General features: G+C 33.7%; 22 protein-coding genes. 13 read left to right on the top strand and 9 right to left on the bottom strand.

All coding sequences use genetic code 11. The features are described 5' to 3' along the window. Positions 1-5: 5 nt before the first annotated feature. A complete protein-coding gene (locus ACKI42_RS06215; RefSeq protein ID WP_407403529.1) occupies positions 6-1,007 on the bottom strand; it encodes a class I SAM-dependent DNA methyltransferase in 1,002 nt (333 codons plus the stop codon). A 444-nt stretch (positions 1,008-1,451) separates the two neighbouring features. Next, on the bottom strand, positions 1,452-3,686 hold the full coding sequence (locus ACKI42_RS06220; RefSeq protein WP_407403531.1) for a TonB-dependent receptor domain-containing protein: 2,235 nt from the start codon (positions 3,684-3,686) through the stop codon (positions 1,452-1,454). Positions 3,687-3,953: 267 nt separating this feature from the next. Here ACKI42_RS06220 and ACKI42_RS06225 point away from each other — a divergent pair, with 267 nt between their 5' ends. Beyond that, positions 3,954-5,714 (top strand): carboxypeptidase-like regulatory domain-containing protein, encoded by a 1,761-nt coding sequence (locus ACKI42_RS06225; protein ID WP_407403533.1) that lies wholly within the window; start codon positions 3,954-3,956, stop codon positions 5,712-5,714. Positions 5,715-5,768: 54 nt separating this feature from the next. Here the strand turns inward: ACKI42_RS06225 and ACKI42_RS06230 are convergent, their stop codons facing one another. Genes ACKI42_RS06230 through recJ form a run of 3 tightly spaced genes read right to left on the bottom strand, consistent with a single transcriptional unit; the run spans position 5,769 to position 8,441 of the window. Continuing rightward, the gene (locus ACKI42_RS06230; RefSeq protein ID WP_407403535.1) at positions 5,769-6,107 is read right to left on the bottom strand and encodes a DUF3817 domain-containing protein; all 339 of its coding nucleotides are present in this window, start codon (positions 6,105-6,107) and stop codon (positions 5,769-5,771) included. A gap of 36 nt (positions 6,108-6,143) precedes the next feature. After that, the gene (nadD, locus tag ACKI42_RS06235; protein WP_407403537.1) at positions 6,144-6,728 is read right to left on the bottom strand and encodes a nicotinate (nicotinamide) nucleotide adenylyltransferase; all 585 of its coding nucleotides are present in this window, start codon (positions 6,726-6,728) and stop codon (positions 6,144-6,146) included. Beyond that, positions 6,729-8,441 carry a single-stranded-DNA-specific exonuclease RecJ gene (recJ, locus tag ACKI42_RS06240; protein WP_407403539.1) on the bottom strand — a complete coding sequence of 571 codons (1,713 nt, stop codon included), beginning with the start codon at positions 8,439-8,441 and terminating at the stop codon, positions 6,729-6,731. A gap of 311 nt (positions 8,442-8,752) precedes the next feature. Between recJ and ACKI42_RS06245 the strand changes: the two genes are divergently transcribed. Then, positions 8,753-9,568, top strand: a complete 816-nt coding sequence (locus tag ACKI42_RS06245; protein ID WP_407403541.1) for a M48 family metallopeptidase — start codon at positions 8,753-8,755, stop codon at positions 9,566-9,568. A gap of 71 nt (positions 9,569-9,639) precedes the next feature. On the opposite strand, the gene ACKI42_RS06250 is transcribed toward ACKI42_RS06245, so the two are convergent. Next, positions 9,640-11,262 carry an ABC-F family ATP-binding cassette domain-containing protein gene (locus ACKI42_RS06250; RefSeq protein ID WP_407403543.1) on the bottom strand — a complete coding sequence of 541 codons (1,623 nt, stop codon included), beginning with the start codon at positions 11,260-11,262 and terminating at the stop codon, positions 9,640-9,642. Positions 11,263-11,380: 118 nt separating this feature from the next. On the opposite strand from ACKI42_RS06250, the gene smpB reads away from it, so the two are divergent. The 3 genes from smpB (at position 11,381) to ACKI42_RS06265 (ending at position 14,223) form a co-directional block, all read left to right on the top strand. Beyond that, positions 11,381-11,839, top strand: a complete 459-nt coding sequence (smpB, locus tag ACKI42_RS06255; protein WP_407403545.1) for an SsrA-binding protein SmpB — start codon at positions 11,381-11,383, stop codon at positions 11,837-11,839. A 77-nt stretch (positions 11,840-11,916) separates the two neighbouring features. Then, positions 11,917-13,389 (top strand): OmpA family protein, encoded by a 1,473-nt coding sequence (locus ACKI42_RS06260; protein ID WP_407403547.1) that lies wholly within the window; start codon positions 11,917-11,919, stop codon positions 13,387-13,389. 93 nt (positions 13,390-13,482) lie between these two features. Next, the gene (locus ACKI42_RS06265) at positions 13,483-14,223 is read left to right on the top strand and encodes a YebC/PmpR family DNA-binding transcriptional regulator (protein ID WP_407403549.1); all 741 of its coding nucleotides are present in this window, start codon (positions 13,483-13,485) and stop codon (positions 14,221-14,223) included. 69 nt (positions 14,224-14,292) lie between these two features. Here the strand turns inward: ACKI42_RS06265 and ACKI42_RS06270 are convergent, their stop codons facing one another. After that, positions 14,293-14,583, bottom strand: coding sequence for a GNAT family N-acetyltransferase (locus ACKI42_RS06270; protein ID WP_407403551.1), 291 nt, complete (start codon positions 14,581-14,583; stop codon positions 14,293-14,295). 68 nt (positions 14,584-14,651) lie between these two features. Continuing rightward, the gene (locus ACKI42_RS06275) at positions 14,652-15,398 is read right to left on the bottom strand and encodes an RDD family protein (protein ID WP_407403553.1); all 747 of its coding nucleotides are present in this window, start codon (positions 15,396-15,398) and stop codon (positions 14,652-14,654) included. 27 nt (positions 15,399-15,425) lie between these two features. On the opposite strand from ACKI42_RS06275, the gene ACKI42_RS06280 reads away from it, so the two are divergent. From ACKI42_RS06280 to ACKI42_RS06315, 8 genes are read left to right on the top strand one after another with little or no spacing between them, the layout of a single operon-like run. After that, entirely contained in the window at positions 15,426-16,427 is a 1,002-nt protein-coding gene (locus ACKI42_RS06280) for a stage II sporulation protein M (protein ID WP_407403555.1), read from the top strand. Next, positions 16,411-17,373, top strand: a complete 963-nt coding sequence (locus tag ACKI42_RS06285; protein ID WP_407403557.1) for a DUF4013 domain-containing protein — start codon at positions 16,411-16,413, stop codon at positions 17,371-17,373. The genes ACKI42_RS06280 and ACKI42_RS06285 overlap by 17 nt, the downstream gene beginning before the upstream one ends. Continuing rightward, on the top strand, positions 17,366-18,163 hold the full coding sequence (locus ACKI42_RS06290) for a DUF4129 domain-containing protein (protein ID WP_407403559.1): 798 nt from the start codon (positions 17,366-17,368) through the stop codon (positions 18,161-18,163). The genes ACKI42_RS06285 and ACKI42_RS06290 overlap by 8 nt, the downstream gene beginning before the upstream one ends. Before the next feature lie 14 nt (positions 18,164-18,177). Further along, positions 18,178-19,335, top strand: coding sequence for a hypothetical protein (locus tag ACKI42_RS06295; protein WP_407403561.1), 1,158 nt, complete (start codon positions 18,178-18,180; stop codon positions 19,333-19,335). Positions 19,336-19,344: 9 nt separating this feature from the next. Beyond that, on the top strand, positions 19,345-20,370 hold the full coding sequence (locus ACKI42_RS06300; protein ID WP_407403563.1) for an AAA family ATPase: 1,026 nt from the start codon (positions 19,345-19,347) through the stop codon (positions 20,368-20,370). A gap of 6 nt (positions 20,371-20,376) precedes the next feature. Then, positions 20,377-21,699, top strand: coding sequence for a DUF58 domain-containing protein (locus ACKI42_RS06305; RefSeq protein WP_407403770.1), 1,323 nt, complete (start codon positions 20,377-20,379; stop codon positions 21,697-21,699). 27 nt (positions 21,700-21,726) lie between these two features. Then, positions 21,727-22,206, top strand: coding sequence for a DUF2314 domain-containing protein (locus ACKI42_RS06310; RefSeq protein ID WP_407403565.1), 480 nt, complete (start codon positions 21,727-21,729; stop codon positions 22,204-22,206). An 11-nt stretch (positions 22,207-22,217) separates the two neighbouring features. Next, complete coding sequence (locus ACKI42_RS06315) at positions 22,218-22,637, top strand: OsmC family protein (RefSeq protein WP_407403567.1); 420 nt, start codon at positions 22,218-22,220, stop codon at positions 22,635-22,637. A gap of 44 nt (positions 22,638-22,681) precedes the next feature. Here ACKI42_RS06315 and ACKI42_RS06320 read toward each other — a convergent pair whose 3' ends face one another. Continuing rightward, entirely contained in the window at positions 22,682-25,294 is a 2,613-nt protein-coding gene (locus tag ACKI42_RS06320) for an MGH1-like glycoside hydrolase domain-containing protein (protein WP_407403569.1), read from the bottom strand. Between the last annotated feature and the right edge of the window lie 185 nt (positions 25,295-25,479).

Below are 25,479 nucleotides of genomic sequence, written 5' to 3' on the forward strand. Positions count from 1 at the left end.
GGCATCTACTTTCCCAGCGTTTCGTTTTGTCCTTTGATGATGTTAGATACTTCCCAAGCGAGGTAATCGCTAACTGTTTTTTTGAAATCGGCTAGGGTAGGTTCGGCATCTATGGGTGCGGTTTGGTTCCAATCGGCACCATAGGTTGGGTCTATATGCCCTTCGTGGTATTCTTTTCCGGTAAATAGTTTGAGTTTGCTTTTGCCAAAACGTACCAAATCTACTACTTCTTGGTAGCGTTGTTTTGCATGGTCGGTATCTTTTAGGTTGTTGCTTGCTTTCTTGCGGTTGGTACGTGTGTAGCCATCATAAGAAAAGTCTATAAACTTCACTACTTCGTCTTTATGATGCGGTTGCCCTACTTGGAATACATAGATATTGGTTTGTACACTACTTTTACCAATAAATATATCGATAGGCATCTTGATGCTTGCAACAAGGGTATTGTTTTTTAAGATGTTTTTGTTATACTCTTTTGCTTTACCCGAACCCGCAGAGTTTTGAATAATGATAGAGGCATAACCGTTCTTCATCATACCCAATGCTCGTTCTACAAAATTCATCCCATTACCACTAGCAGAGTAGGGCGGATTTAGGATAAACGCATTTGCTGGGAAATGATTATCTGTCTTGCCAAATCCGTATTTCCCATCAAAATCTGATAAGGAGTCTTTGTTTAAAATATTAGAACTTCCATCTCCCATCATTATCATATTAAGAATAGCCAACATATAGACATTAGATAGTAATTCTAGCCCTAGTAGTTGTTCTGCTTTGATGGCAATTTCTTTTTGATGAAGTTCTTCTGGAGATTGTATTGTGTTTTTGGCATCTATCAACATTTCGTTCATCGCGGCTACTAGAAGCCCCGCAGAACCCGTTGCAAAATCCCAAACATAAGAGTCTTTGTTGACACGAGCCAACTTTACCAATAAAGTAGCTACATAAGATGGTGTGAGGACTACATCGTTTAGTTTGTCTTGGGAGAAGCCCAACCAACCGTACATTTCGTTGAATAGTTTCCCTGTAAAATCGGTAGTTAAGCCAATTTTGTAATATTAAAATAAATTTAGTATAATGAAAACAAAAAGAATATAAAAGTAGTGTAATATGGTGAGAGATTCCTCATTCCGCTTTGCTCCATTCGGAATGACAGTGTGGATAATTTGATTAATACTTTTTCTGAATATTGTCACTTCGACGAAGGAGAAATCTTTTGTTGTGATATATTCCTCATTCCGCTTTGCTCCATTCGGAATGACAGTGTGGATAATTTGATTGATACTTTTCCTGAATATTGTCATTTCGACGCAGGAGAAATCTCAAGTAGCCAGAGTTTCCTCACTTCTCTTTGCTACGTTCGGTATGACAAAATGATTTAAAATAAAAAACACACTAGAAATATTCCGTTTGCTTTGCTGTAAAAATAATGCGTTGAAGAAGCTTTTTTTTTATTTGGTTCTGTTTTTTATGTCTTTATCTGCGGTATCTATATTTCTCATTTTTTGCACTTTCTGGTTTCCAAAACTATAAGAAATGCTAATAGTTGCTCCTCTATTGTAGGTATCATTTTTTACGTAGTTGTAGTTACCATCTACTTGTCTGTCTTCTATCGTGACAACATTCTTTTTTAGGATATCCGAGAAATTGGCAGAGAACGTCCAACTATTCCATATTTTTTTGATGCTAAGATCCAAGCTAGATAATGCTTGTAGTTGCCCAAGTTCTATCTGCTGTTTGTTTACGAAGAAGAAATTTACGCCCGCGAACCAAGTTTTAGCTTTATCCAATCTTACCGTGTTATTGGTTTGTATCACAAAACTTGTAGAGTTTTTATGATTTTCGTAAATATCAAAAATATCCCCTGTAGTAGGATCTGTATTTAGAGAACCGTTATTTCTATTGTGCTGAACTCCTATATTGAAATTGCTAGTAAGATATTGTTTGAAAAAGGATTTTTGCATTCCCAACATTGCAGAAAATTCTTGTTTGTTGCCAAAATTATTTCTGATGTAAGCCAATTGCTGATACTTCACGCCATCTCTCTCTATCTCTCTTTGCAATGGGACTTGCGTAATTTTATCTTTAGCATAATTATGACTTAGAATCAAGAAGTAAGAACTTTTGTACATATAAGTAAGCTCTTGGTTGTAGTTGGCAGAAGCTTTTACAAAAGGGTTATTTTGAACATAATTATCTCTGGTAAGAATATTTTTCACAGGATTCAGCTCCCAAAAACTGGGTCTTCTCATACGGCTAGAAAATGCGTAGGATAGATTGTGGTTTTCATTGATGGCAAAATTCAAATTTAGGAAAGGTAAAAAGTTATTGTATTTTCTTTCAATTCTTTTTAGGCTTTCGTCTTGTGCATGGTCCGATGTCCCTAGACTGTTTGTCATTTCGTAGCGAGCTCCAATTTTTCCTGAAAAGCGATTTGAGAATTTTTTTTCTACATTTAAATATAAACCATAAATATGCTCCTTATAAACAAAGTAATTGGGTTTACTCGCAATCGGGTTTATAAAATCGTTGCTGAAATATTGGGTATCATTATCGGTATTGGTGTTATTATAGTTACCACCAATAGCAACCGTATAATCGTTCTTAAACTTCTGAATATAATCTGCCATCGCAGAATAATTATTGATTTGCTGTGGGGTACTTTGTAAAATTTGGTAGGTTGTTCCTAGATTATCCCAATTGGAGTTGGAAGCAATGGTATTATTATCTGCTGTTTGAAATTTTCTGTAATTAAGGTAAGCAGCATTTATGTTCAATTTACTTCCTAGAGAATCTGTTTTTAGTTCGTAGTTTAAGTTAAAAGAATTATTATAAGATCTGCTATTATCACTATTTTTAGATTGAGAGTAGGCAGTATTAAGCAAATTGTTGGCATCATCATACTTTGTACTTGTGTTATTAAGATCTACGGTAGAATTATTGCTTTTATTTGCCCAAGTATTCCAAGATAAAGCTATATTGCTTTTATCCGTAAGTTGATAATCTATATTAAGATATCCACCAAGATTTTTATTAGGATCATCTACATTACCTACAGATTCGTTCATAATGGTTTGATTCCCGTTTTTCAGAATATAACTTTGAGCTTCTGTATTTTCACCCCCGCTAAGGTTGGCACTTATTCCCAACTTATCTTTTCTATAATTAGCAGAAAAGCTAGATGAAGAAGCATTGTATTTGTTTTGGATGTTAGATAGTCTCATACTTCCATTAAGGCCATCCGTCATTTTTTTCTTTAAAATGATATTGATGACTCCTTCTGATGATTCTACTTGAAACTCGCTTCCCGGTACCGTAATCACTTCAATCTTCTGGATATTATCAGCAGGTGTACTTTTCAGAAACTGAGCCAACGACTCGGCATCCATCGTAGATTTTCTACCATTGATGAAAATTACGGCATTGCTTTTACCAGCAATCATCAGTGTTTTATCATCGGTAGTGGATAGTAGAGGCGTTTGCTTTAGAAGTTCGAAGGTGGTATTTCCTTTTGCTACAGGTGACGAGGCTACATCGTACACGAAACGATCTGTTTCTTTTTTAAATACTTTTTTGGTAAGCGTTACCTCATCAATATTTTTAGTTTTTGTAGAGTCTACTTTTTTCTCTTGTGCCAATGCCAATCCTGTAAAGAATAGAGCAGATATAAGTATCGTTTTTTTCATGATTATTAAATTTTATAGAGGATGGTGTTTGTAACTACTTTACATTGCAAATATATATAATAAATTTAGTAATATGTAATGCAAAGTACTCATATATTTTACATAATGTATTTATATAATTGATTATCAGGTATGTAATTTTTAGTTAAATTTTTAGTATTTGAAGGAGATCATCCTTTGGTAATAAAAAAAAATGGTAGCGGCACGACGGATTAATAATGATAAGGTAATTTTTAAGTACATTAGATGAAACTAAATTTGTTATATATGTCTAAAATTTACTCTTTACTTTTAATGGTATTCTTTATGTTTTCCTGTACCGAAGAATTCAATATGGAAACGGACGATTCGGTAAAAATCTCATCGAATTACAATTACGGAAACGCAGCTATAAGAAATTTTCATGGTCTCATTTTAGACACAAGTGGTGATCCTATTTCGGGTGCAACAGTAGTAATTGGGAGCAAAACGGCGCTAACTAATGCTGATGGATTTTTCATTATAAAAGATGCAAACGTGAAAGAGAACTACGCGTATGCCAAAGTAACGAAGCAAGGTTACGTGGTAGGATCTAGGACTATTTTGCCAACTAATGGGAGCAATTTGATTAAAATCATGATGATCCCAATTACCAATACAGCAACTGTGGATTCTGGGATTACATCTACGGTTTCTTTACCCAACGGTACGAAGGTAAAATTCGATGGTAGTTTTAAAGATGATACAGGCGCACCATATTCTGGAAAAGTGAATGTAGCTTTGTTTCACCTAAAACCTTCTGATACTTATCTTAACGAGTTGATGCCTGGATCTCTACTTGCAAGTAATGCACAAGGTGAAGCAAAATTAATGGAAACTTTTGGGATGCTTCATGTGCAACTTACTGGCGCGGCTGGACAAAACTTACAGATTGAAAAAGGGCATCAAGCCGAAATGACTGTGGCTATAAATCCAACACAAGCTGGTACTGCGCCATCTACAATACCATTATGGTCTTTCGACGAGATTACAGGAATGTGGAAGGAGGAAGGTAGCGCCTCGAAAGTAGGAAATACCTATGTAGGAAATGTGAAACATTTTTCTTGGTGGAATTGTGATGTTCAAATGGATTTAAGCCAAATAAAATTAAGTTTGAAAACTCCAGATGGATTGCCTATATCCAATGTAAAAGTTGGATTGAAACTTCCTTCCATGACTTATGAATTGTTTCAGTACACAGATAATACTGGGATGGTTGCAGGTTTTGTACCTGCTAACGCAAATATAGAACTTAGAATATATAATTCTTGCAATGTGGCTGTACAAACTGGTAATATTGGGCCATTTCCATCAGTAACAACTACAGTACTACCTGATATAATTTTACCAATAGCTTCAACGGTTACTATTTTTGGTACATTGAAAACGTGTGCTGGAAATAATGTTACCAATGGTTATGTAGAAATGAAAAACACGAATATCAATAATTATTTTAGTTCAATTTCTATCGTTAATAATGGAGCATTTAGTTTTACTAGTCTTGGTTGTAGCATAGGTTCTCAAATGATAGTGACGGGATATGATCTAGATGCTTTGCAAAACAGTGGAGATGTATATTTCACTATCGCTTATCCTAGTACCAATTTGGGAAATATATCTACATGTACTGCAATCACAGAGTTTGTAAATTATCAAATAGATACCCAGCCTGTACAATATTGTAATACTAGTTTTCTAACTAACATTATAGGTACAAACATTAAAATAAGCAGTACAGCAAATTTGGTTGGTGGGGCTTACTTTAATCTAGAAGGAGATAATATGAACACTGTGGGAACTTATACAACAGGATTTACAGTATACCCGAATTCTCCTAATATGCCAATTTCGGCGCAAGGGAATAATTTAACCATAAAGATAAATCATATTGGAGCTGTCGGAGATTATATCGATTTTACAATTAATGGAACGTATACAGATATATATTCTCCAATTACTACCATTACACGAACTCTCAACGTGACTGGACATGTGAAAAGGGATAATTAATACACTTATAGAAATAAAAAAAAGGACTTGTAGAAAGTCCTTTTTTTTTTGATGTTATTCTCTATCAAATCTTGCGAGTTTTTTGTCTATCCAAACAGTAGCAAAAGGAAAAAACGCGGAGATTAAGGCAAATACATAATCTTCATCATCCCATTTGTAGATATTTCTAACGGAAGGTAAAAATAGAAGATAAAGGGTGAAAAACAATCCGTGTATACTTCCAATCGTGCTGATGTAGATAATAGGAATAATACCTTCAGGATCCTCACGGATCCATACCATAGCTGTAAATAAGAAAAACCATGACCATGCTTCAGCAACACAAATTTGTTTAAACCATTTGATGACTTTTTCTTCTGGATATTTCGAGAATAGTTGTTCTAAAAAATTCATTTAATTAAAAATTATAAAATTGAGCTAGCGGAAGTATTAATGATAAAAATTACTTCCATCTAGGTATTCAAACACTTCTGGAGGAAGCATTGGGCGCACGTTTTTACCATTTTTTATCATGGTTCGTATTTCTGTGGCAGAAAGTTCTATGACAGGTGCTTTCACCATAGATATATTATCATGTTGCAGATAATCAGAATCTTTTTTCTCACCCTCAAAGATTCTTGGATATACAATGATATGATGATTGTTGATTAATGTTTCAGAGTTTTTCCACTTGTGTAAGCTGCTGAGGTTGTCTTCACCCATGATTAAACTAAAAGAGTAGTCTGGATGTTTTTCTTTAAGATAAGTTAGCGTATCTATAGTGTAGCTAGGCGTTGGTAGAGAAAACTCTACATTAGACGCACGCATTTTCGGATAATTTTTTACGGCAAGCTCTACCATATCCAATCTATTATGATCTTTCAGTAGAGATGCTTTTTCTTTAAAAGGATTCTGCGGACTCACCACAAACCACAATTCATCCATATTAGAATTTTCTAATATATAATTCGCCAATATCAAATGACCAATGTGAATAGGGTTGAATGATCCGAAAAAAAGACCAACTTTTTTCATTTAATTTATAAATTTTACGTCTTTTATATTTAAGTAATGGGTTACGTTCCCTTTCCAATGATTTTCTTCTAAAGTAAAGGCAATATCAAAAGCCTTTGTCCTAAATTCTTCAGCATATTGACCCAGCTTGAAACCTACACACTCTATATTTCTACCCGTAGATTCTTGCTTTATATAAAATTTTATATGATTATTTTCTTTACCCATCGTTTTTAGATAACCCGCTATTCTTTGGTTTTTAATCACCAAATTGGGCTTCATGTTCTGTGGGCCAAAGGGAGAAAGTTTGCGATGAAAACTGATGAAATCCCGGTTGATATCATCTGCTTTTACCACAGAATCTACGGTAATTGATGGTGATTTTTGGTGCTCTTGAATCTTGGATGCTACCACTTCCTCGAATTTCTTTTTAAAATCTTCAAACTGAGATTTTTCCATAGAAAGACCGGCAGCGGCGTGATGACCTCCAAATTTCAGGAAGTATTCTGAGCATAGATCTAGCGCCTCATGTACATCAAAATCTGAGATCGATCTTGCAGATGCTACCATTTCGCCGTTATTACCATCGGTAAAAACCAAAGTTGGCTTGTAGTAGGTTTCTATAAGTCGCGATGCTACAATGCCAATCACCCCTTTGTTCCATTCTGGATGATATACAATAGTTGCGTAGTTGTCTTCTTGTTTTGTTTCTATTATTTGATCTAAAGCCGAATGAGTAGAACTCATATCCAATTCTCTTCTCTCGTCATTTAGATTCATGATATCGCTTACAATTTTTTCAGCATGCTTTAGATTGTCAGAAACCATCAATTCTACAGCAGCTTTACCATGAGAAATTCTTCCAGCAGCGTTTATTTTTGGAGCAATTTCAAAAACAATATTAGCAATTTCAAAATTTGAAAGTTTTTCCTCAGGGATTAGTAATCTAAGACCCATATTTCGGGTTTTTCTTAAAATCTTAATTCCCATTTTCGCAAAAACTCTATTTTCTCCCGTCATAGATACGATGTCGGCAGCAATAGATATTGCCAAAAGATCTGTGAGTTCGTACAATTCTGTTTCCGGAATCTTGTAGATGGTATTCAGCCCTTGGCAAAGTTTGAAACCTACGCCACAACCAGAAAGCTCTTTGAAGGGATATCTACAGTCGCTTCTTTTGGGATCCAACACAGCTACCGCATCAGGTATTTCTTCTCCAGGAAGATGATGGTCGCAGATAATGAAATCTATATTTTTTTCTTTAGCATAATTTATCATGTCTATGGATTTTATGCCACAGTCTAATGCTATTATTAAAGAAAAATCGTTCTCTTTGGCAAAATCTATTCCTTCAGAAGAAATCCCATATCCTTCAGAATTTCTATCTGGGATATAATAATCCAAATATTTTTTGTGAACTATTTTGCTTAGATAAAGATAAGTAAGTGCTACCGCCGTCGTACCGTCCACATCGTAGTCTCCATAAACCAATATTTTCTCTCCATTTTCTATCGCTGATGCAACACGCTCTACTGCTTTTTGCATATCTGCCATCAAAAAGGGATTGTGAATATCTGTAAAGTTAGGTTTGAAAAATTCTCTTGCCTTCTGATAGTTATCGATACCTCTGAGAACTAACAACTTGGATTCGAAAGTACCAAAACCAAGCGATGAACTTAGTCCATCTACTACTTCCTCATCGGGTTCGGTTTTATAAATCCATTTTTGGCTCATTTCACAAAAATAGGGAAAATATATTTTAAAAACGATTCAATCAAACTCTTAATATTAAATAAAATAGGACTCTAAAAATATCTTATAAAAGATATTTTAGATGAGGTTTTTAGGTTTATTTTAAATAAGATTCAAATGAATTTTTACTCACTATAACGCATTTAACACTAAATTTTATTTAATAAAAATGAAGCAGATGCATGATTTATGATTGAGATGAGGTTTAGCTTTTAAATAATTTCAACCTACAACCAGAAAAATATAATTCTAATTCTACAAAAGCAGTATCTTGGCTAAATAAATTTACACTTATGAAAAAAATTATTTTGGGAGCATTTGTGCTAAGCGCAATGCAAACCGTAAATGCGCAAAAAATCAGTTTGGGAAAGGCTGTAGACGTAGTATCTAAAGGGTCTAAAGCGCTTACTTTCTCTAATGCAGATGCCATTGCATTATCCAAAGAATCTGTAGATTATATGGATAAAAATAACCCGATTGCAGGGCCAAAAGATCCATACACCATAAGATTGAATAAACTTTTCGGAAAACACAAATCTCAAGATGGCCTAAATCTTAATTATAAAGTATATAAAGTAAAAGATATCAATGCATTTGCATGTGCTGATGGTAGTGTACGTGTATTCTCTTCTTTGATGGATATTATGACAGATGATGAGCTTTTGGCAGTTATTGGTCATGAAATTGGTCACGTAAAAAATGAAGACACAAAAGATGCTATGAAGTCAGCTTATCTCAAAGCTGCAGCTATGGATGCTGCATCTTCTGCATCATCTGCTGTGGCAACACTAAGTGATAGCCAAATCGGGAAGATGGCTAATGAATTTTTAGATGCTTCGCACAGCAAAAAGCAAGAATCACAGGCAGATACTTATTCTTATGATTTTATGAAAGCTAATAATTATAATGTGATGGGTGCTTATTCTGCATTCAAGAAATTAGCTTTACTATCCGAAGGAGGCACGGCTCAGTCTGGGTTCCAAAAGATGTTCAACTCTCACCCAGATAGCAACAAGAGAGCAGATGCGATAAAAAAGCGTGCTGAGAAAGATGGTCTGTGGAAAGATCCAGGTGCAATTACTTTGCCTACAACAAAATTAACGAAATAAAAACTTTAAAATAGACCACAAAAAAACCTCGGAACTTGTTTCGAGGTTTTTTTGTGATTAAAAATTGATTCTTAAGAATACATTTTTTCTCTAAGTTCTTTGATTTTCTTGTCAGCAAGATAATCATCATACGTCATTTCTCTATCAATAATTCCCTTAGGTGTCAATTCTATAATTCTGTTACAAACTGTAGACAACATTTCGTGGTCATGAGAAGATAGAAGTAAGTTTCCTTTGAAGTTACTCAATGAGTTGTTTAAAGTAGTAATACTTTCTAGATCTAAGTGGTTGGTAGGTTCATCTAATAATAGAACGTTTGCTTTTTGAAGCATCATTCTAGAAAACATACATCTCATTTTTTCTCCTCCAGAGAGTACCTTACAAGATTTTAGAGCCTCATCTCCAGAGAAAAGCATTCTTCCTAGGAAACCTCTCATAAATTCTTCATGGCGCTCTTCATCATTTTTAGTAAATTGTCTCAACCAATCTACCAAGTTTATATCTTCTTGGAAGAAACTGGTGTTATCTAAAGGCATGTGAGATTGATTGGTTGTAACTCCCCAAGCTACAGCACCTTTATCTGCTACAATATTTCCTGCTAATATTTCGAAAAACTCGGTGATAGCCAATGAGTTTTTAGATAATACAGCTACTTTATCACCTTTCTTAAGATTTAGATCAATATTAGAGAATAACAATTCTCCATCTTTGGTTTTTTCAAGACCTTTGATATCTAAGATTTGATCTCCAACTTCTCTTTCCATCTCAAAGATAATTGCAGGATATCTTCTAGAGGATGGCTTAATGTCGTCGATGTTCAACTTATCAATCATCTTTTTTCTAGCCGTTGCCTGCTTTGCTTTTGCTACGTTAGAGCTAAATCTTGCGATGAAATCTTGAAGTTCTTTCTTCTTTTCTTCTGCTTTTTTGTTAGCCTGCGCTCTTTGTCTTGTTGCAAGCTGAGAAGCTTGGTACCAGAAAGAGTAGTTACCTGTGTACAAGTTTAATTTAGCATAATCTAAATCTCCAATGTGCGTACATACAGTATCTAAGAAGTGACGGTCGTGAGATACCACAATTACTGTATTTTCATATACAGCTAAGAAATCTTCTAACCATGCGATGGTTTCGATATCCAAGTCATTAGTAGGCTCATCCAAAATAAGAACATCAGGATTACCAAATAGAGCTTGAGCTAATAGTACTTTTACTTTGTCTTGGTTTTCTAGTTCGCTCATTAGTTGGTAGTGCATACTGTCTTTGATTCCAACGTTAGATAACATGGTTTGTGCATCAGATTCAGAGTTCCAACCTCCCATTTCGTCATATACTACGCCTAGTTCACCTGCTTTAATTCCATCTTCATCAGAGAAATCTTCTTTGGCGTACAAAGCGTCCATCTCTTCTTTTATATCGAATAATTTTGTATTTCCTCTAAGTACAGCTTCTAGAACAGTATATTGATCGTATGCAAAGTGATCTTGTTCTAATACTGACATTCTTTTTCCAGGTTCTAGAGATACGTGCCCTGTAGTAGGATCTTGTTTTCCTGTTAATATTTTAAGGAATGTAGACTTTCCAGCTCCATTTGCTCCGATGATACCGTAGCAATTTCCTTTTGTAAACATGATGTTTACCTCGTCAAAAAGGACTCTTTTTCCAAATTGTAAAGATAAGTTTGATACTGTTAACATATAGTTTTGTAAATTTGCGCAAAAATACGAAAAGAATTTGGGTAAATTATAATAATGTAATACTCAAGTTTTTAAACATCATATTTTTTATATATTTCATCCTTGAAATTTTACCTATATGAAGATCGAAAAAACAGTTAATATATTAAATAGAAGAGCCCGTTTCGAATACGAAATAATGGAGGAGTACGAGGCTGGGATGGTACTTACGGGTACAGAGATAAAATCTTTGCGTTCTTCCAAAGCTTCCATTACGGAAGCCTTCTGTCAGTTTATCGATGGAGAATTATACCTTATTAATATGATGATAGATGAGTACAAATTGGGTACTTTTTATAATCACAAAGCAAAAAGGGAACGAAAATTGCTGTTGCACAAAAGAGAGTTGTTAAAGCTTGAAAAAAAACTAAAGGATGCTGGGAATACTATTATTCCATTGAAACTTTATATTAATGATAGAGGGAGAGCTAAAGTGCTAATCGCTTTAGCGAGAGGGAAAAAGCTATTTGATAAGCGTGAGGCTATTAAAGATAGAGAAAATAAACGAACCCTTGATAGAATATTAAAGAAAAGTTAAAAATCATCCTGAAAACTTTGTTTATAAGGAAAAATTATATTTATTTTGCATTATCAATTATTTAATCATTTAATTCTATGAAAAATTTAAAATTAGGAATTTCAGTTTTAGCGCTTACTGTTGCTACTACTGTTTTCGCACAGACAACCAACAACCCGTGGATGATCGGAGTTGGTGCTCATGCGGAAAATCATAAAGCAGTAAAAGGAAATTTTAGTAATACTTTTTCTGCAACAAACTTGACGAAGACTATGTTCAACATGAACAATAATTCGATCACTCCACCATTATCAAAATTAACTGTTGCAAGAAATATTGGTAAAGGTTTAGTAATCGATTGGCAGACTTCTGTTGGGAATGTTGATAACAAGAGATTTAACATGGGTAAAGAATTCATGTTGATGACTGGTTTAGGTTTCCAAGCTAAAGCAGCTGGTCTTCTTTGGGACGAAGAGTCTTGGTTTGATCCTTACTTAAGAGTAGGTGCTAACTACCTTAGACATGACTATACTGCACTTTCTTTCCCAAGAGCTGATTATAGAGGTGAAGTAATCTCTAACGGTGAAAATGGTAACGAAAACGGAAAAGCTAATTTCTTTACAGTTTCTACAGGTGCAGGTGTAAACTTTTGGATTACTAAAAACTTCGGTTTAGGTGTACAAGGAGATTACGTTTCAACTCCAGGAGACAAATCTACTATTGCAAACTTTTGGCAGACTTCTGCTACTTTAAACTTTAGATTTGGTAACAGAGATAAAGATAAAGATGGTATCTTAGATAAAGACGATTTATGTCCAGAAACTCCAGGTTTACCAGAATTCCAAGGATGTCCTGATACTGACGGTGATGGAGTTCCAGATAAAGACGACCAATGTCCAGAAGTTGCTGGTCCAGTAGAAAACAACGGTTGCCCTTGGCCAGATACTGATGGTGATGGTGTTATCGACAAAGATGATGCTTGTCCTACAGTTGCAGGTCCTGCTGAAAACAATGGTTGTCCTTGGCCAGATACTGATAACGACGGTATCTTAGACAAAGATGATGCTTGTCCTACAGTTCCAGGTCTTCCAGAATACAACGGATGTCCTAAACCTAAAACAGTTACAGCTACTGAAGTTGAAACTAGATTAGGTAGTGTATTCTTTGATTTCGACAAAGCTACAATCAAAGCTACATCTAAAGATGCATTAGACGCTGCTGCTGATCTAATCAAAAAAGATGGTGGTAACTACTTGTTAGAAGGTAGAACTGATGCTAAAGGTGCTGAAGCTTACAACTTGAAATTATCTAGAGAAAGAGCTGCCTCTGTAGTATCTGCTTTAGATGCAAGAGGTGTAGATGCAAATGCCCTTAAATCTATTGGTGTTGGTGAAGCTAAAGCAACTGTATCTGAAAAAGCTTCTGATGCTGAAAGACAAGTTGACAGAAAAGTGGTTGTAAAAGCTATCGAAGATGCTAACGAGTGGAATGCTATCGCTAAGAAAGATTATGCAGACGCTCCAGTTAAAAAAGCAGTTAAGAAAAAAGCTACTGCTAAAAAGAAAAAATAATTAATTTTTCTCTATAATTAATACCTCCAATTATTTGGAGGTATTTTTTTTGTTGATGATTTTGAGTAATTTTGTTAAAAATAAAAATATATAATGGGAAGAGCGTTTGAATATAGAAAAGCTTCTAAAATGGCTCGTTGGGATAAGATGGCCAAAACTTTCTCAAAAATAGGAAAGGATATTGCACTAGCAGTAAAAGCAGGAGGACCTGAAATTGATGCCAATCCTGCATTAAGAAGATGTATACAGAATGCGAAGGGTGCCAATATGCCCAAAGATAATGTAGAAAGAGCAATCAAAAAAGCAAGTGGTGCCGATGCAGAACACTATGAAGAAATCACTTATGAAGGATATGGACAAGGTGGTGTTGCTTTTTTTGTAGAATGTACTACCAATAATCCTACGAGAACCGTTGCTAACGTAAGAGCTATCTTCAATAAATTTGATGGTAACTTGGGTAAAAATGGTGAGTTGGCGTTTGTGTTTGACAGAAAAGGAATTTTCAGTATTGACATCACTCAAATCAAAATGGATTGGGATGATTTCGAGATGGAGATGATAGATGGTGGAGCCGAAGAAGTAGATAAAGACGAAGAAGAAGTAATGATAACTACTGCTTTTGAAGATTTCGGATCTTTATCTCACAAATTAGATGAACTAGGTATAGAGGTGAAAAGTGCAGAACTACAAAGAATTCCTAATACAAGTAAAGAGGTTTCAGAAGAGCATTTCAAGGTAAATATGAAAATGCTAGATCGCTTTGAGGAAGATGATGATGTACAAAATGTCTATCATAATATGGAAATTACAGATGAACTTTTAGATTCATTATAATAAATAAAAAGGAGGTGAAATTTGATTTTCACCTCTTTTTTTTGTTAACATAATTGACAGTAGGACCTATTATTCTTTTAGGAAGACATCCTCCACATCTCTCATTCTCGTCATCACAGATCTTGCATAAGAACAATGTGGATACACGTTCCAGCCATTTTCTCTTGCGAATTTTATACCCTCCTCAACGAGATACTTTCCCATACCACGACCTTCAAATTCTTTATGAACCATTACAAAAGAAATTATTAGTTTGTTTTCTTCAGGGAAGATGGTGTAGGTAAGTCTGCCAACTTCTTGGTTTTCTTTGTTTAAAGTAATCAAGCCGCCATTGCCAGATTTTTTGTTTTCAAAATTCATAATTAATATTTTGATTATTGGAGCAAAAATTAAACCGTATTGATTGTAAGAATAGAAAAGCGAAATGTTTAGCTGTCTTTACCTGTATAGAAATTATAATCTTTAATTACAATTCCGATAAATTGTCTCTCGGTAAGTTTTGTAGAATCTATTTCAAGTTTTAGCAACTCTCTTATTTTGTTGGATAGTTTGGTGATAATTTGTCTATCGTCGTACTTTAAAGCTTTTACATAATTATCCTTGATGATTCTCATATCATTATCACTCAGCCCAATCACTTGTGGGAAAGTAGGTTTGTAATCCTCTTGAATATTTTCTAAAATGGTATGAGAAATATTAATTGAATTTTTAAGCGATATTACTGCTGTTCCTGCAGCGATATCACCTAACCTTTGGTTGTTTTTGGTTAAAATAATTGACAAAGCGCCCACAATGAGCATGGATGTATCTACAACTCGAAAAACCCATCTTATCAAGTAATCTCCAAAACTTGCTTGGTATCCATCTATTTTTACCACTCTTATTTTCATAAATCTTTTACCTGGAGTTTGCCCTTGCATCATACTTTCGAATAACAATGGGTAAACGGTAATAGGAAACATCAATAAAATATAAATCGTTATCTGCGACCAAGGATCTAAAGAATTTAGATAATTACCCAAATTGAAAATAGAGTAAAATAAATACAAAATTGCAGCTATATATACGCCTTTTATAAGCCAATCTATCACAAATGCAGCCATTCTTTCTCCTATACTCGATAGTATAAAATTTATATTTACATTTTGTGAAGTAGTAATCGAAATTTGAGACATATTTTTTGTTATTTTAGCCTTACAATTATGAGAGAAATTTATTTCATTAAACAAAATAAAGAAAAATGGTTGGAAATTGAGCAGGTTATCAAAGGAAATATAAAAAAAAATCCTGATGATTTGTCCACACTCTATATCAACCTAATCAATGATTTATCCTTTGCCCAAACGTATTACCCTAAAAGTAATACGACGGTTTACCTTAATCATTTGTCTTCTCATATATTTCAAAAAGTATACAAAACCAAAAGGGTAGAACGCAATAAGATATTCTATTTTTTCGGGACTGAAGTTCCTTTGTTGGTGTATCAATACAAACGATATCTGATGTACTCATTTATATTTTTTATATTGTTCACCTCTATTGGAGTAGTCTCTGCAATCTATGACAAAGAATTTGCAATTATTATTCTTGGTGATGAGTATGTAAATACAACTATAGAAAATATTAAAAAAGGCAATGCAGTAGGGATTTATCAAAGTGGTTCTACGTGGGGAAGTACTATTGGTATTATATTTAATAATGTTGTGGTAGGAGCCAAGATGTACCTATATGGTTTTTTTGGCGGAGTTGGATCTTTGTACGCTTTGCTTTCTAATAGCGTAATGATAGGCTCATTTCAATACTTTTTTTATGATTATGGTGCACTTCAGGATAGTGCTAGAGGAATATGGCTTCATGGTGTATTCGAGATTTTTGCAATGGTGGTAGAAGCCATGTGCGGCCTAATTTTGGGAGCGTCTATTTTGTTTCCTAAAACCTATTCTCGTTTCAATTCTTTAAAAATAGGATTAAAAGATTCTTTCAAAATATTTCTGAGCACAATACCATTTACTATTTGTGCGGGTATAATAGAAGGATACGTAACTAGACACGCGTTACAAATGCCCTTATTTTTGAATATCATTATTATATTTGGCTCATTTGGGATAATAGGTTTTTATTACTGTATCTATCCTAAAATTATTTATAAACAAACAACACAAATATATACCCAAAACAAATTATCAGATGATGGAATTTTATAAGAAAAGAGATTTTGGAACTCTTATAGGCGATAGCTTTAATTTTTTTAAACTGTACGGAAAAAATTATTTCAAAAATTATCTCCTTATTAATGGATTGCTACTGATTTCTATGGTAGTTATCTCTACACTTGGATACAGAGAGATCATCCAAAATTTTTTGGGTTCTAATATGGCTGGCCAATCTACCTATCTTGAAACGTACTTTAATGATAATTTGAGTGTTATCATTGGAGTTACTATTGTGCTGATCATTTTAGGATTATTGATGATGGTGATTAATTATCTATTTCCTGTTTTTTATCTAAAAAGAATTGCTAATGGACAGAAAAGCGTTACTACAGATGAAATTATTCAAGATTTTAAGCAAAATTTAAATAAAATTATAAAGATTTCTTTAGGGATAATTTTTATTGTGGCTCCTTTATCAGTTTTGGTGGTTGCATTTACCTATGTTCTCATTTTTATATTCATTGGGATAATTTTGCTCTTCTTTGTTATCCCTACAATATACAATATAAACCTATTTTTGACCTACGATTATTTCAATAGTGAAAGAAGGTTTTTTGATAGTTTTAGCTTAGCAGTAAGATCACAATTTTCTTATCCCAATGGTCGAGAAAAAACTCCCTATTGGAAATATTGGGGAACAACCATTATTATTTCTATTATTTTGTACATTATTTCCACGATATTTACGATGATTCCGATGTTAATGTTGTATTCATCATTACTTACTGCGCCTAGTGATTCTGCCTTCGTGCAAAATCCATTTACGGGAGTTTTTGGAATAATTATCTTTGTAATTTATGGGATATCAATGCTGGTTTCTCTTATCGTTTCTAATGTAATATACGTGGGTATTGGCTTGATGTATTATGATAGCAGAACGGATCTTCACCAAAAAGTAAAATTATCCGAAATAGATACCATTGGCATCAATGAATAAATATATCGTATTTCTCTTCGTTTTCTTTTCGTTTTCGATAATGTCTTCTCAAGTTCAGGACAGTTTGGGTTCTGAGGACGATTATTATGAAGAAATCTTGCCTACGGGACACTACAGCAATATGTATCCAGCAGATTCGGTTTTACTTTCTCGTCCACAATCAGAAAATGTAATTTTCCCTAAAAAATTTCAAGAGAATATGCCTTCTAGGTACAAAGGGAAAGAATATGATTATACCACTATACAGCCAAGAGAGTCTTTTTTAGAAAAATTAATGAGGAAAGTATATGCAATAATTCGTGCGATATTTGGTAATGTAAATCCTTCTGGATCAATTGGATTTGCTACACATATTTTTCGGTTATTTGTAATTGTTGCTGTAGGATTTATACTTTATTTTTTGATAAAATTTATAATTGGCAAGAACGGGAACCTATTTTTTGGTAAGAAAAACAAAAAAGTATCCATCGTAGGAGAAGAGCTTGTAGAGAATATTCATGAAATTAATTTCCCAGAAAACATCTTAAAATTAGAGTCTCAGAAAGATTATAGATCAGCGATACGTTATCAGTTTTTGTATCTACTTAAAAAGATGAGTGATAAAAAATTAATCAATTGGAACTTCGAAAAAACCAATAAAGACTACATTGATGAATTGAAGATAGCGCAACAAAAAAGCGATTTCTCAGATTTAGTCGAGATTTTTAATTATGTATGGTATGGAGAATTCTCTATTGATAAAGAAAGATATCAATATTACAAGAATCAGTTTCAATCTTTTAAACTTTAAATAAAATTCTTTTTATGAATAAAACTTTCAAAATATATGCCTTGCTTTTCATCATTATTATGGTGATTTTGGCATTGTTTGAAGTCAATAAAAAAGAGGTTACAGATTGGCGAAAAAATTTTGATGTTGACAAAAAAACACCATTTGGATTGTTTGTATTTAATAAAGAAGCTAAATATTTATTTAAAAATAAACTTTATAAAATAGAAGATAGTCCGTACGAATATTACGATAAGAATAATAGAAAGAATCATAATATTTTAATAATAGAAAGTGATATAGACGAAGAATCTTGGCATAAGATCTTAGATGAAGTTGCCAAAGGCTCAGACGCGATGATTATTGGTGCGAGGTTACCCAAAGAAATCTCCGATAGCATTGGATATTACGATTCTGAAATTGCTTTTGCCGAAGAGAATGTATTGAAGCTTACAGATAAAAAATATCAAAATGATTATATAAAATTGGATAAATTTCCATCAGGTCAAGGTTTTTCTTACATAAAACCACAAGTGGAAATTTTGGGTAAAACGGTTGAAGAAAAAAATAAAGATCAGGCAAATTTCATAAAAGCCAAAATAGGAAAAGGTAATATCTATGTACACTCGGAACCTTTATTTCTAACGAATTATTACTTACTAAAATCTGGAAATGTAAAATATGCCCAAGATGTATTTTCTTATATTCAGGATCAAGAAACACTTTGGTTCGTAGAAAGCAATACCAAAGAATCTCAGTTTTTCATGAGGTTCATCTTGTCTAACCCTCCTTTGAAGTATGCTTGGTGGATTTTCTTAGGAGGATTAGTATTATTTGTTTTTTTTAATGCCAAAAGAAAACAACGCATTGTTCCCATCATAGAACCTTTGGAAAATACTTCAGTAGATTTTGTGAAAAGTATTGGAAACTTGTATCTGCAAGAAGGTGATTTTCATGATATGATGGCGAAAAAAGCTCAATATTTTTTGAATAAAGTAAGACTAGACTTATTGATGGATACTGCCAATTTGGATGATAATTTTCTTAAGAAACTTCAGATAAAAACAGGGCAGCCGATAGATAAAATAAAAGAAGCTATATCGTTGATTAAGATAGCACAAGATCCTTATGCCTCGGTGATGAAGGAAGATCTCTCTAAGATGAATAAGTTATTAGATGATATTTTAAAATAAAAAAACACTATGGAAAACCAAGAAGATATAAACAATAAGCACACTATAAACTTAGAGAAAACGGATAACAACTTCAACTCTAGAATAGATATGATAGAATTGCGATTGAGCCTAGATAAAATAAAGGCAGAATTAGCAAAAGTAATCGTGGGACAGGATGATATGATAGATCATTTATTGGCTGCGCTGCTTTCTAATGGTCATGTGTTGGTAGAAGGGGTGCCAGGAGTTGCCAAAACTATTACAGCAAAAATGCTTGCTAAAACCATAGCGGTAGATTTCAGTAGAATACAATTCACGCCAGATTTGATGCCTTCTGATATTTTGGGAACATCTATTTTTAATGTAAAAAATTCTGAATTTGAGTTTAAAAAAGGACCTATATTTTCTCATTTTATTCTAATTGATGAAATTAATAGATCGCCTGCAAAAACTCAATCTGCTTTATTTGAGGTAATGGAAGAAAGACAAATTACGATGGATGGGATACGATATCCAATGGAAGCTCCTTTTCTAGTGATTGCCACGCAAAACCCAATAGAACACGAAGGAACTTACAGACTTCCTGAGGCGCAACTCGATCGCTTTTTGTTTAAAATAAATGTTGGCTATCCCAATTTGGAGCAAGAGATTTCCATTGTCAAAAAACAACATGATAATAGGCTAGAAGATAAAACTGACGTTATAAATCCTGTAGTAACTGCTGCACAATTGGCAACGTACCAAAATTTGGTAAAGGAAGTGATTGTAGAATCTCAGTTGCTAGAATATATTGCGAAAATTATTATTAATACAAGAGAAAATCCGTTTTTATATTTGGGTGCTTCGCCAAGAGCAAGTTTAGCTTTGCTTACAGCATCTAAAGCTTTTGCAGCATTAAGGGGAAGAGATTTTGTAACGCCAGAAGACATCAAAGAGGCAAGTTTTGCCGTATTGCGACACAGAGTTATCGTTTCTCCGGAAAGAGAAATGGAAGGTTTGTCTGCTGATGAAATTATACGCCAAATTTTAGAAGGAATAGAAATTCCTAGGTAGGTTATGATGAAAAACTTATACATCAATACTCGCTTTTTCTTCGCACTTATAGGAGTGGGAATTTTGTATGTTTTCGGGTTTTTCTTTTCGCCATTCGTTATCGTTGGGCATTGCATTTTACTTGTGCTATTTTTAGCAACAATGGTAGATTATTTACTTTTGTTTCTTCAGAAAGAAGCTATTTTGGCACAAAGAATATTACCGGAAAAACTTTCTAATGGAGACGAAAATCCTGTGAAAATTGATATTAGAAATAATTTTGGATTCCCTATTCATTGCAAGATTATTGATGAAATTCCTTTTCAGTTTCAGAAACGCGATTTTCTTATTGAGAGAAAAATTGAAGCGGGAAAGAATACTTTATTTCAATATGTACTTGAACCAAAAGAGCGTGGAGAATATCATTTCGGTGCGCTGAATGTTTTTACTTCTTCTCCATTAGGATTGGTTTCAAAAAGATTTTCATTTCAAAAAGACGCTCATTTGGCAGCTTATCCGTCGTTTATCCATCTTAGAAAATATGAATTGATGGCTTTGCAAAATGAGTTTTTATTGGGAGGAATGAAAAAAATACGAAAGCTAGGCCACACCATGGAATTTGAACAGATCAAAGAATATGTACCCGGAGATGATATCAGAACCATCAACTGGAAAGCGACTTCCAAAAGCAATAGGCTCATGGTAAACCAATATCAGGATGAGAAAGCGCAGAAAGTTTTCATCCTGATTGATAAAGGGAGAACGATGAAAATGCCCTTTAATGGATTAAGTCTTTTGGATTATTCCATCAATGCAACGATGGCTTTATCGCATATTATACTTAAAAAAGGAGATCGCGCAGGGATGATGGCTTTTTCTAAAAAATCTGAAAATAAATTGGCTGCTGATAACAAATCGGGTCAGCTAAGAAAAATATCAGAATCTTTGTATAATATTAAAACAGATTTTTCCGAAAGTGATTTTAATAGATTGTATCAAGAAGTTAAGTATTCTATCAACCAAAGGAGTTTGGTATTGCTATTTACCAATTTTGAAACGTTAGATGGTCTCAATCGCCAGTTGAAATACCTTCGTGGTATCGCCAAAAATCATCTACTTGTAGTGGTTTTCTTTAAAAACGCAGAGCTGCAATCTCTTATTCACAAAAATCCAGAAAATATGCAGGAAATCTATGATGAAGTGATTGCTGAAAAATTTGAATTTGAAAAAAAATTAATTATTCAGGAACTAAAAAAATACGGAATTTACTCAGTATATACTTTGCCCGAGAATCTCAATGTAGATGTGATTAATAAATATTTGGAGATCAAGGCAAGAGGGATTTTGTAAAAAATTACCATGAAAAAATGTAATTTATTGATCTTTTTACTTTTATTAAATGTTGCTTGTGAGAAAAAATATTCTACTCTGAAACGAGATTCGGAACCTGATGTTTCGTTTGTAGAGAGTGATGATGGAGCAATGAACGAAGCTATAGATAAAGCACAAAAATCAATTCATTGTTTTGATATAGCATTAGAAAATAACAATCCAAATAGTTATAATTATACCTTAAAGGAGAGTTTTCCAACAGTAAAAGGAAATGAGCATTTGTGGATTGGAGAAATTCAAAAAGTTAATGGAAGGTATTATGGTGTGGTACAAAATAATCCTATTGATGTAAAAGATGTTAAATTTGGTGATTCTGTTGAGGTGCCATTTAATAGAATATCAGATTGGATGTATTATGATGGAGATACAATAAGAGGTGCATTTACTGTGAAAGTTCTAAGAAAAAGCATGTCTGAAATAGATCGAAAAGCAATCGATCCTGAAGGAATGATTTATGAAAAATAATATAAAAAATTATGAAAATAACATTAAATAGACTGAACGAAGATTATTTATTTGAATGTAGCAATTCGCAAGGAAATTCTATTTTATTGGATAATACTTCTCAGCCTGGTGCAAAAGGAGTTTCTCCTATGGAAAGTATTTTGATGGCTGTTGCGGGATGTAGTGGGATAGATGTGGTGTCTATTTTGAAAAAGCAAAGGCAAGAAATTACAGATTTCAAAGCTGAGGTAGAAGGAGAAAGAGTGGTGGTGGATGACGCTAAGCCTTTTAAATCTATTATGGTGAAATTCTTTTTGGAAGGTAAAATAGATGCAAACAAAGCCCAAAAAGCGGCAGAACTTTCTTTCGAAAAATATTGTTCGGTTTCAAAGACCTTAGAACCTAATGTGGAAATTGGCTTTGAAGTCTACTTGAATGGTGAAAAAGTATAATCGTTAAAAAGGCTTTCAGACTATTCTGAAAGCCTTTTTTGATATTATGCAATCCTATGTTTCATCAGTTTTGCTACAGTGGCCGTCCAACCCGTTTGATGAGAAGCTCCAACTCCTCGCCCATTATCTCCATGAAAATATTCGTAGAAGGTGATATAGTCTTTGAAAAATTCATCATGATTAAATTTTTGGTTTCCGCCGTTAAAGGCTCTTTGCCCATTTTCATCTTTCAAGAATATAGAGCACAATCTATTGCTAATATTATGGGCAACCACATCCAGATTTTTTTTGCTACCACTACCTGTAGGCATTTCTACCGTAAAGCTATTTCCGTAGTAGAAGTGAAAACGCTGTAAACTCTCCACAATAAGAAAGTTAATCGGAAACCAAATCGGTCCACGCCAGTTGCTATTGCCTCCAAACATTCGGCTATCACTTTCCGCTGGCGTATAGCGTACAATATTTTCTACACCGTGTACAGAAAACACAAATGGATTTTCTTCATATACTTTAGACATAGCACGAATACCATATTGGCTTAAGAATTCTTTTTCATCTAGCATCCTAGAAAGCACTTTTTTCAGTCTATTTTTACGTAGAATACTCATTAGATGTTTTCTTCCACTGCCTTCTTCTTCCCAATGAGAAACAAGATTAGCAAGTTCTGGTTTGTTTTTTAGTACCCAATCCATCCTTTTTTTGAAATTAGGCATTTTTTCCAAAATATGGTGATCTATAATTTCTACTGCAAACAGTGGGATTAGTCCTACAATACTTCGCAGTCTTAGCGTCACACTTTCACCATTTGCCAACTGTAATACATCGTAGAAAAATCCATCTTCCTCGTTCCAAAGACCAGTTTTATCATTACCCATATTTTCCATGGCTTCTGCAATATAAAGATAGTGCTCAAAAAATTTAATCGCCATATCTTCATATACTTGATAATACTGAGCCAATTCCATCGCGATACGCATCATATTGAGTGCGTACATTGCCATCCAACTGGTGCCATCAGCTTGCTCTAGATGCTCGCCATCATGAAGCTCCATATTTCTATCGAAAGCTCCTATATTATCAAGACCCAAAAAACCTCCTCCAAATATATTTTTTCCATTTTTATCTTTTCTATTGACCCACCATGTAAAATTGAGTAGCAATTTTTGAAATACTTTTTCTAAAAATAATAAATCGGGTTTTCCATTATTTTTTTCATCTATTTTAAAAACTCTAAAACACGACCATGCGTGTACTGGCGGGTTTACATCACTTAGATTCCATTCATAAGCAGGCATTTGTCCGTTGGGATGCATATACCATTCTTTGGTAAGCAAAAGCAATTGATTTTTAGCAAAATCTCCATCAATAATGGCAAAGGGAACACAGTGAAAAGCTAGATCCCAAGTTGCATACCAAGGATATTCCCACTTGTCGGGCATAGAGATAATATCTTTATTGTGTAGATGCTCCCACTCTGTATTTCTAACATGGTTATTAAAATCTCTTGGGGCATTATTATTAGGGTCTCCTTTTAGCCATTTTCCAATATTATAATGATAAAATTGTTTGTTCCAAAGTAGACCAGCAAATGCTTGTCTTTGCACATTTTTTTCATCTTCATTGGGTACATCTTGCTGTATAGTCTCGTAAAAACTATCGGCTTCAGTAATTCTCCCTTCAAATATTTCATCAAATCCAAAGAATGCATCGTCTAACTCATGCGGTGATAATCTAAATTCAAAGATTTCTGATGATTTTGCAGGTATAATAGTTTCTATTACAAATGCTGCTTTGCTCCCTTTTTTTTCTGGATTGGTGGTTTTATGCTGATGAATAATATAATTATTGATGCCATCTTTGTAGTAGGCATTATCTACATGAGGATTGCCGTAGATTCTAGAATAGTTAGTTTCATTATTGCAAAAAACAGCTTCGGCATTTTTATTCTTAGAGTAGAATTTTTTTATTTCTACACTGTCATGGTGTATATTAATACATCCATTTTCATGGGTGTCAAATTGTCCTTGATATTCATTATATCCCCATTTCCAATTGTTTCTAAACCAAACAGTTGGCATTACAAATAGTGGAGCATCGTTATGACTCCTATTACAGATATTGATTCTGACTAAAATATCATTTGTATCAGATTTGCAGTATTCAATAAAAATATCAAAATACTCATCATTGTCAAAAATTCCCGTATCTATAATTTCATATTCCTGCTCCAAGTTGCTTCTTCTAGCATTTTCTTCGATCAGATTTTCATAAGGAAAAGCATTAATGGGATATTTGTAGACCATCTTCATATAACTATGAGTTGGCGTGTTATCTAGATAGTAAAAAATCTCTTTGATGTCTTCACCATGATTACCTTGCGGATTGCTTAGTCCGAAAAATCGCTCTTTGACCTGTTTATCATTTTTGTTCCAAAAAGCCATAGAAAAACAAAAGAGTTGCTTGGTATCCGAGAGTCCAGCAATACCTTCTTCGCCCCAACGGTAGGCATAGCTCTCAGCATTATCATGGGTAGTAAAATTCCATGCATCACCATTGTGACTATAATCTTCACGTACATTTCCCCATTGTCTATTACTTACATAAGGTCCCCAATTGCGCCAATTTGGATCTTGGAGTCTTTGTTTTTCAACATTCATAATTCAACATTTTCCACGCTAAGGTATATTTTTTGATAAATAAAAGCAATTATTTTAAGCTAATTAAATATTAATACTCTCCATCAGAAGCTTATCATTGAGAAAAGAGGAAGATCATTATTTTTTTATAATTATTTAATGAAAATTATATACCTTTGTACCATTCGATCATACACATATTGAAA

This window comes from Chryseobacterium sp., from assembly GCF_045629545.1.
In the GTDB taxonomy this organism is placed as follows: domain Bacteria; phylum Bacteroidota; class Bacteroidia; order Flavobacteriales; family Weeksellaceae; genus Chryseobacterium.

Coding starts and splice junctions, on each gene's coding strand:
- ACKI42_RS06215 (WP_407403529.1), bottom strand. CDS start 1,007: ATGTACGGTTGGTTGGGCTTCTCCCAAGACAAACTAAACGATGTAGTC.
- ACKI42_RS06220 (WP_407403531.1), bottom strand. CDS start 3,686: ATGAAAAAAACGATACTTATATCTGCTCTATTCTTTACAGGATTGGCA.
- ACKI42_RS06225 (WP_407403533.1), top strand. CDS start 3,954: ATGTCTAAAATTTACTCTTTACTTTTAATGGTATTCTTTATGTTTTCC.
- ACKI42_RS06230 (WP_407403535.1), bottom strand. CDS start 6,107: ATGAATTTTTTAGAACAACTATTCTCGAAATATCCAGAAGAAAAAGTC.
- nadD (WP_407403537.1), bottom strand. CDS start 6,728: ATGAAAAAAGTTGGTCTTTTTTTCGGATCATTCAACCCTATTCACATT.
- recJ (WP_407403539.1), bottom strand. CDS start 8,441: ATGAGCCAAAAATGGATTTATAAAACCGAACCCGATGAGGAAGTAGTA.
- ACKI42_RS06245 (WP_407403541.1), top strand. CDS start 8,753: ATGAAAAAAATTATTTTGGGAGCATTTGTGCTAAGCGCAATGCAAACC.
- ACKI42_RS06250 (WP_407403543.1), bottom strand. CDS start 11,262: ATGTTAACAGTATCAAACTTATCTTTACAATTTGGAAAAAGAGTCCTT.
- smpB (WP_407403545.1), top strand. CDS start 11,381: ATGAAGATCGAAAAAACAGTTAATATATTAAATAGAAGAGCCCGTTTC.
- ACKI42_RS06260 (WP_407403547.1), top strand. CDS start 11,917: ATGAAAAATTTAAAATTAGGAATTTCAGTTTTAGCGCTTACTGTTGCT.
- ACKI42_RS06265 (WP_407403549.1), top strand. CDS start 13,483: ATGGGAAGAGCGTTTGAATATAGAAAAGCTTCTAAAATGGCTCGTTGG.
- ACKI42_RS06270 (WP_407403551.1), bottom strand. CDS start 14,583: ATGAATTTTGAAAACAAAAAATCTGGCAATGGCGGCTTGATTACTTTA.
- ACKI42_RS06275 (WP_407403553.1), bottom strand. CDS start 15,398: ATGTCTCAAATTTCGATTACTACTTCACAAAATGTAAATATAAATTTT.
- ACKI42_RS06280 (WP_407403555.1), top strand. CDS start 15,426: ATGAGAGAAATTTATTTCATTAAACAAAATAAAGAAAAATGGTTGGAA.
- ACKI42_RS06285 (WP_407403557.1), top strand. CDS start 16,411: ATGATGGAATTTTATAAGAAAAGAGATTTTGGAACTCTTATAGGCGAT.
- ACKI42_RS06290 (WP_407403559.1), top strand. CDS start 17,366: ATGAATAAATATATCGTATTTCTCTTCGTTTTCTTTTCGTTTTCGATA.
- ACKI42_RS06295 (WP_407403561.1), top strand. CDS start 18,178: ATGAATAAAACTTTCAAAATATATGCCTTGCTTTTCATCATTATTATG.
- ACKI42_RS06300 (WP_407403563.1), top strand. CDS start 19,345: ATGGAAAACCAAGAAGATATAAACAATAAGCACACTATAAACTTAGAG.
- ACKI42_RS06305 (WP_407403770.1), top strand. CDS start 20,377: ATGAAAAACTTATACATCAATACTCGCTTTTTCTTCGCACTTATAGGA.
- ACKI42_RS06315 (WP_407403567.1), top strand. CDS start 22,218: ATGAAAATAACATTAAATAGACTGAACGAAGATTATTTATTTGAATGT.
- ACKI42_RS06320 (WP_407403569.1), bottom strand. CDS start 25,294: ATGAATGTTGAAAAACAAAGACTCCAAGATCCAAATTGGCGCAATTGG.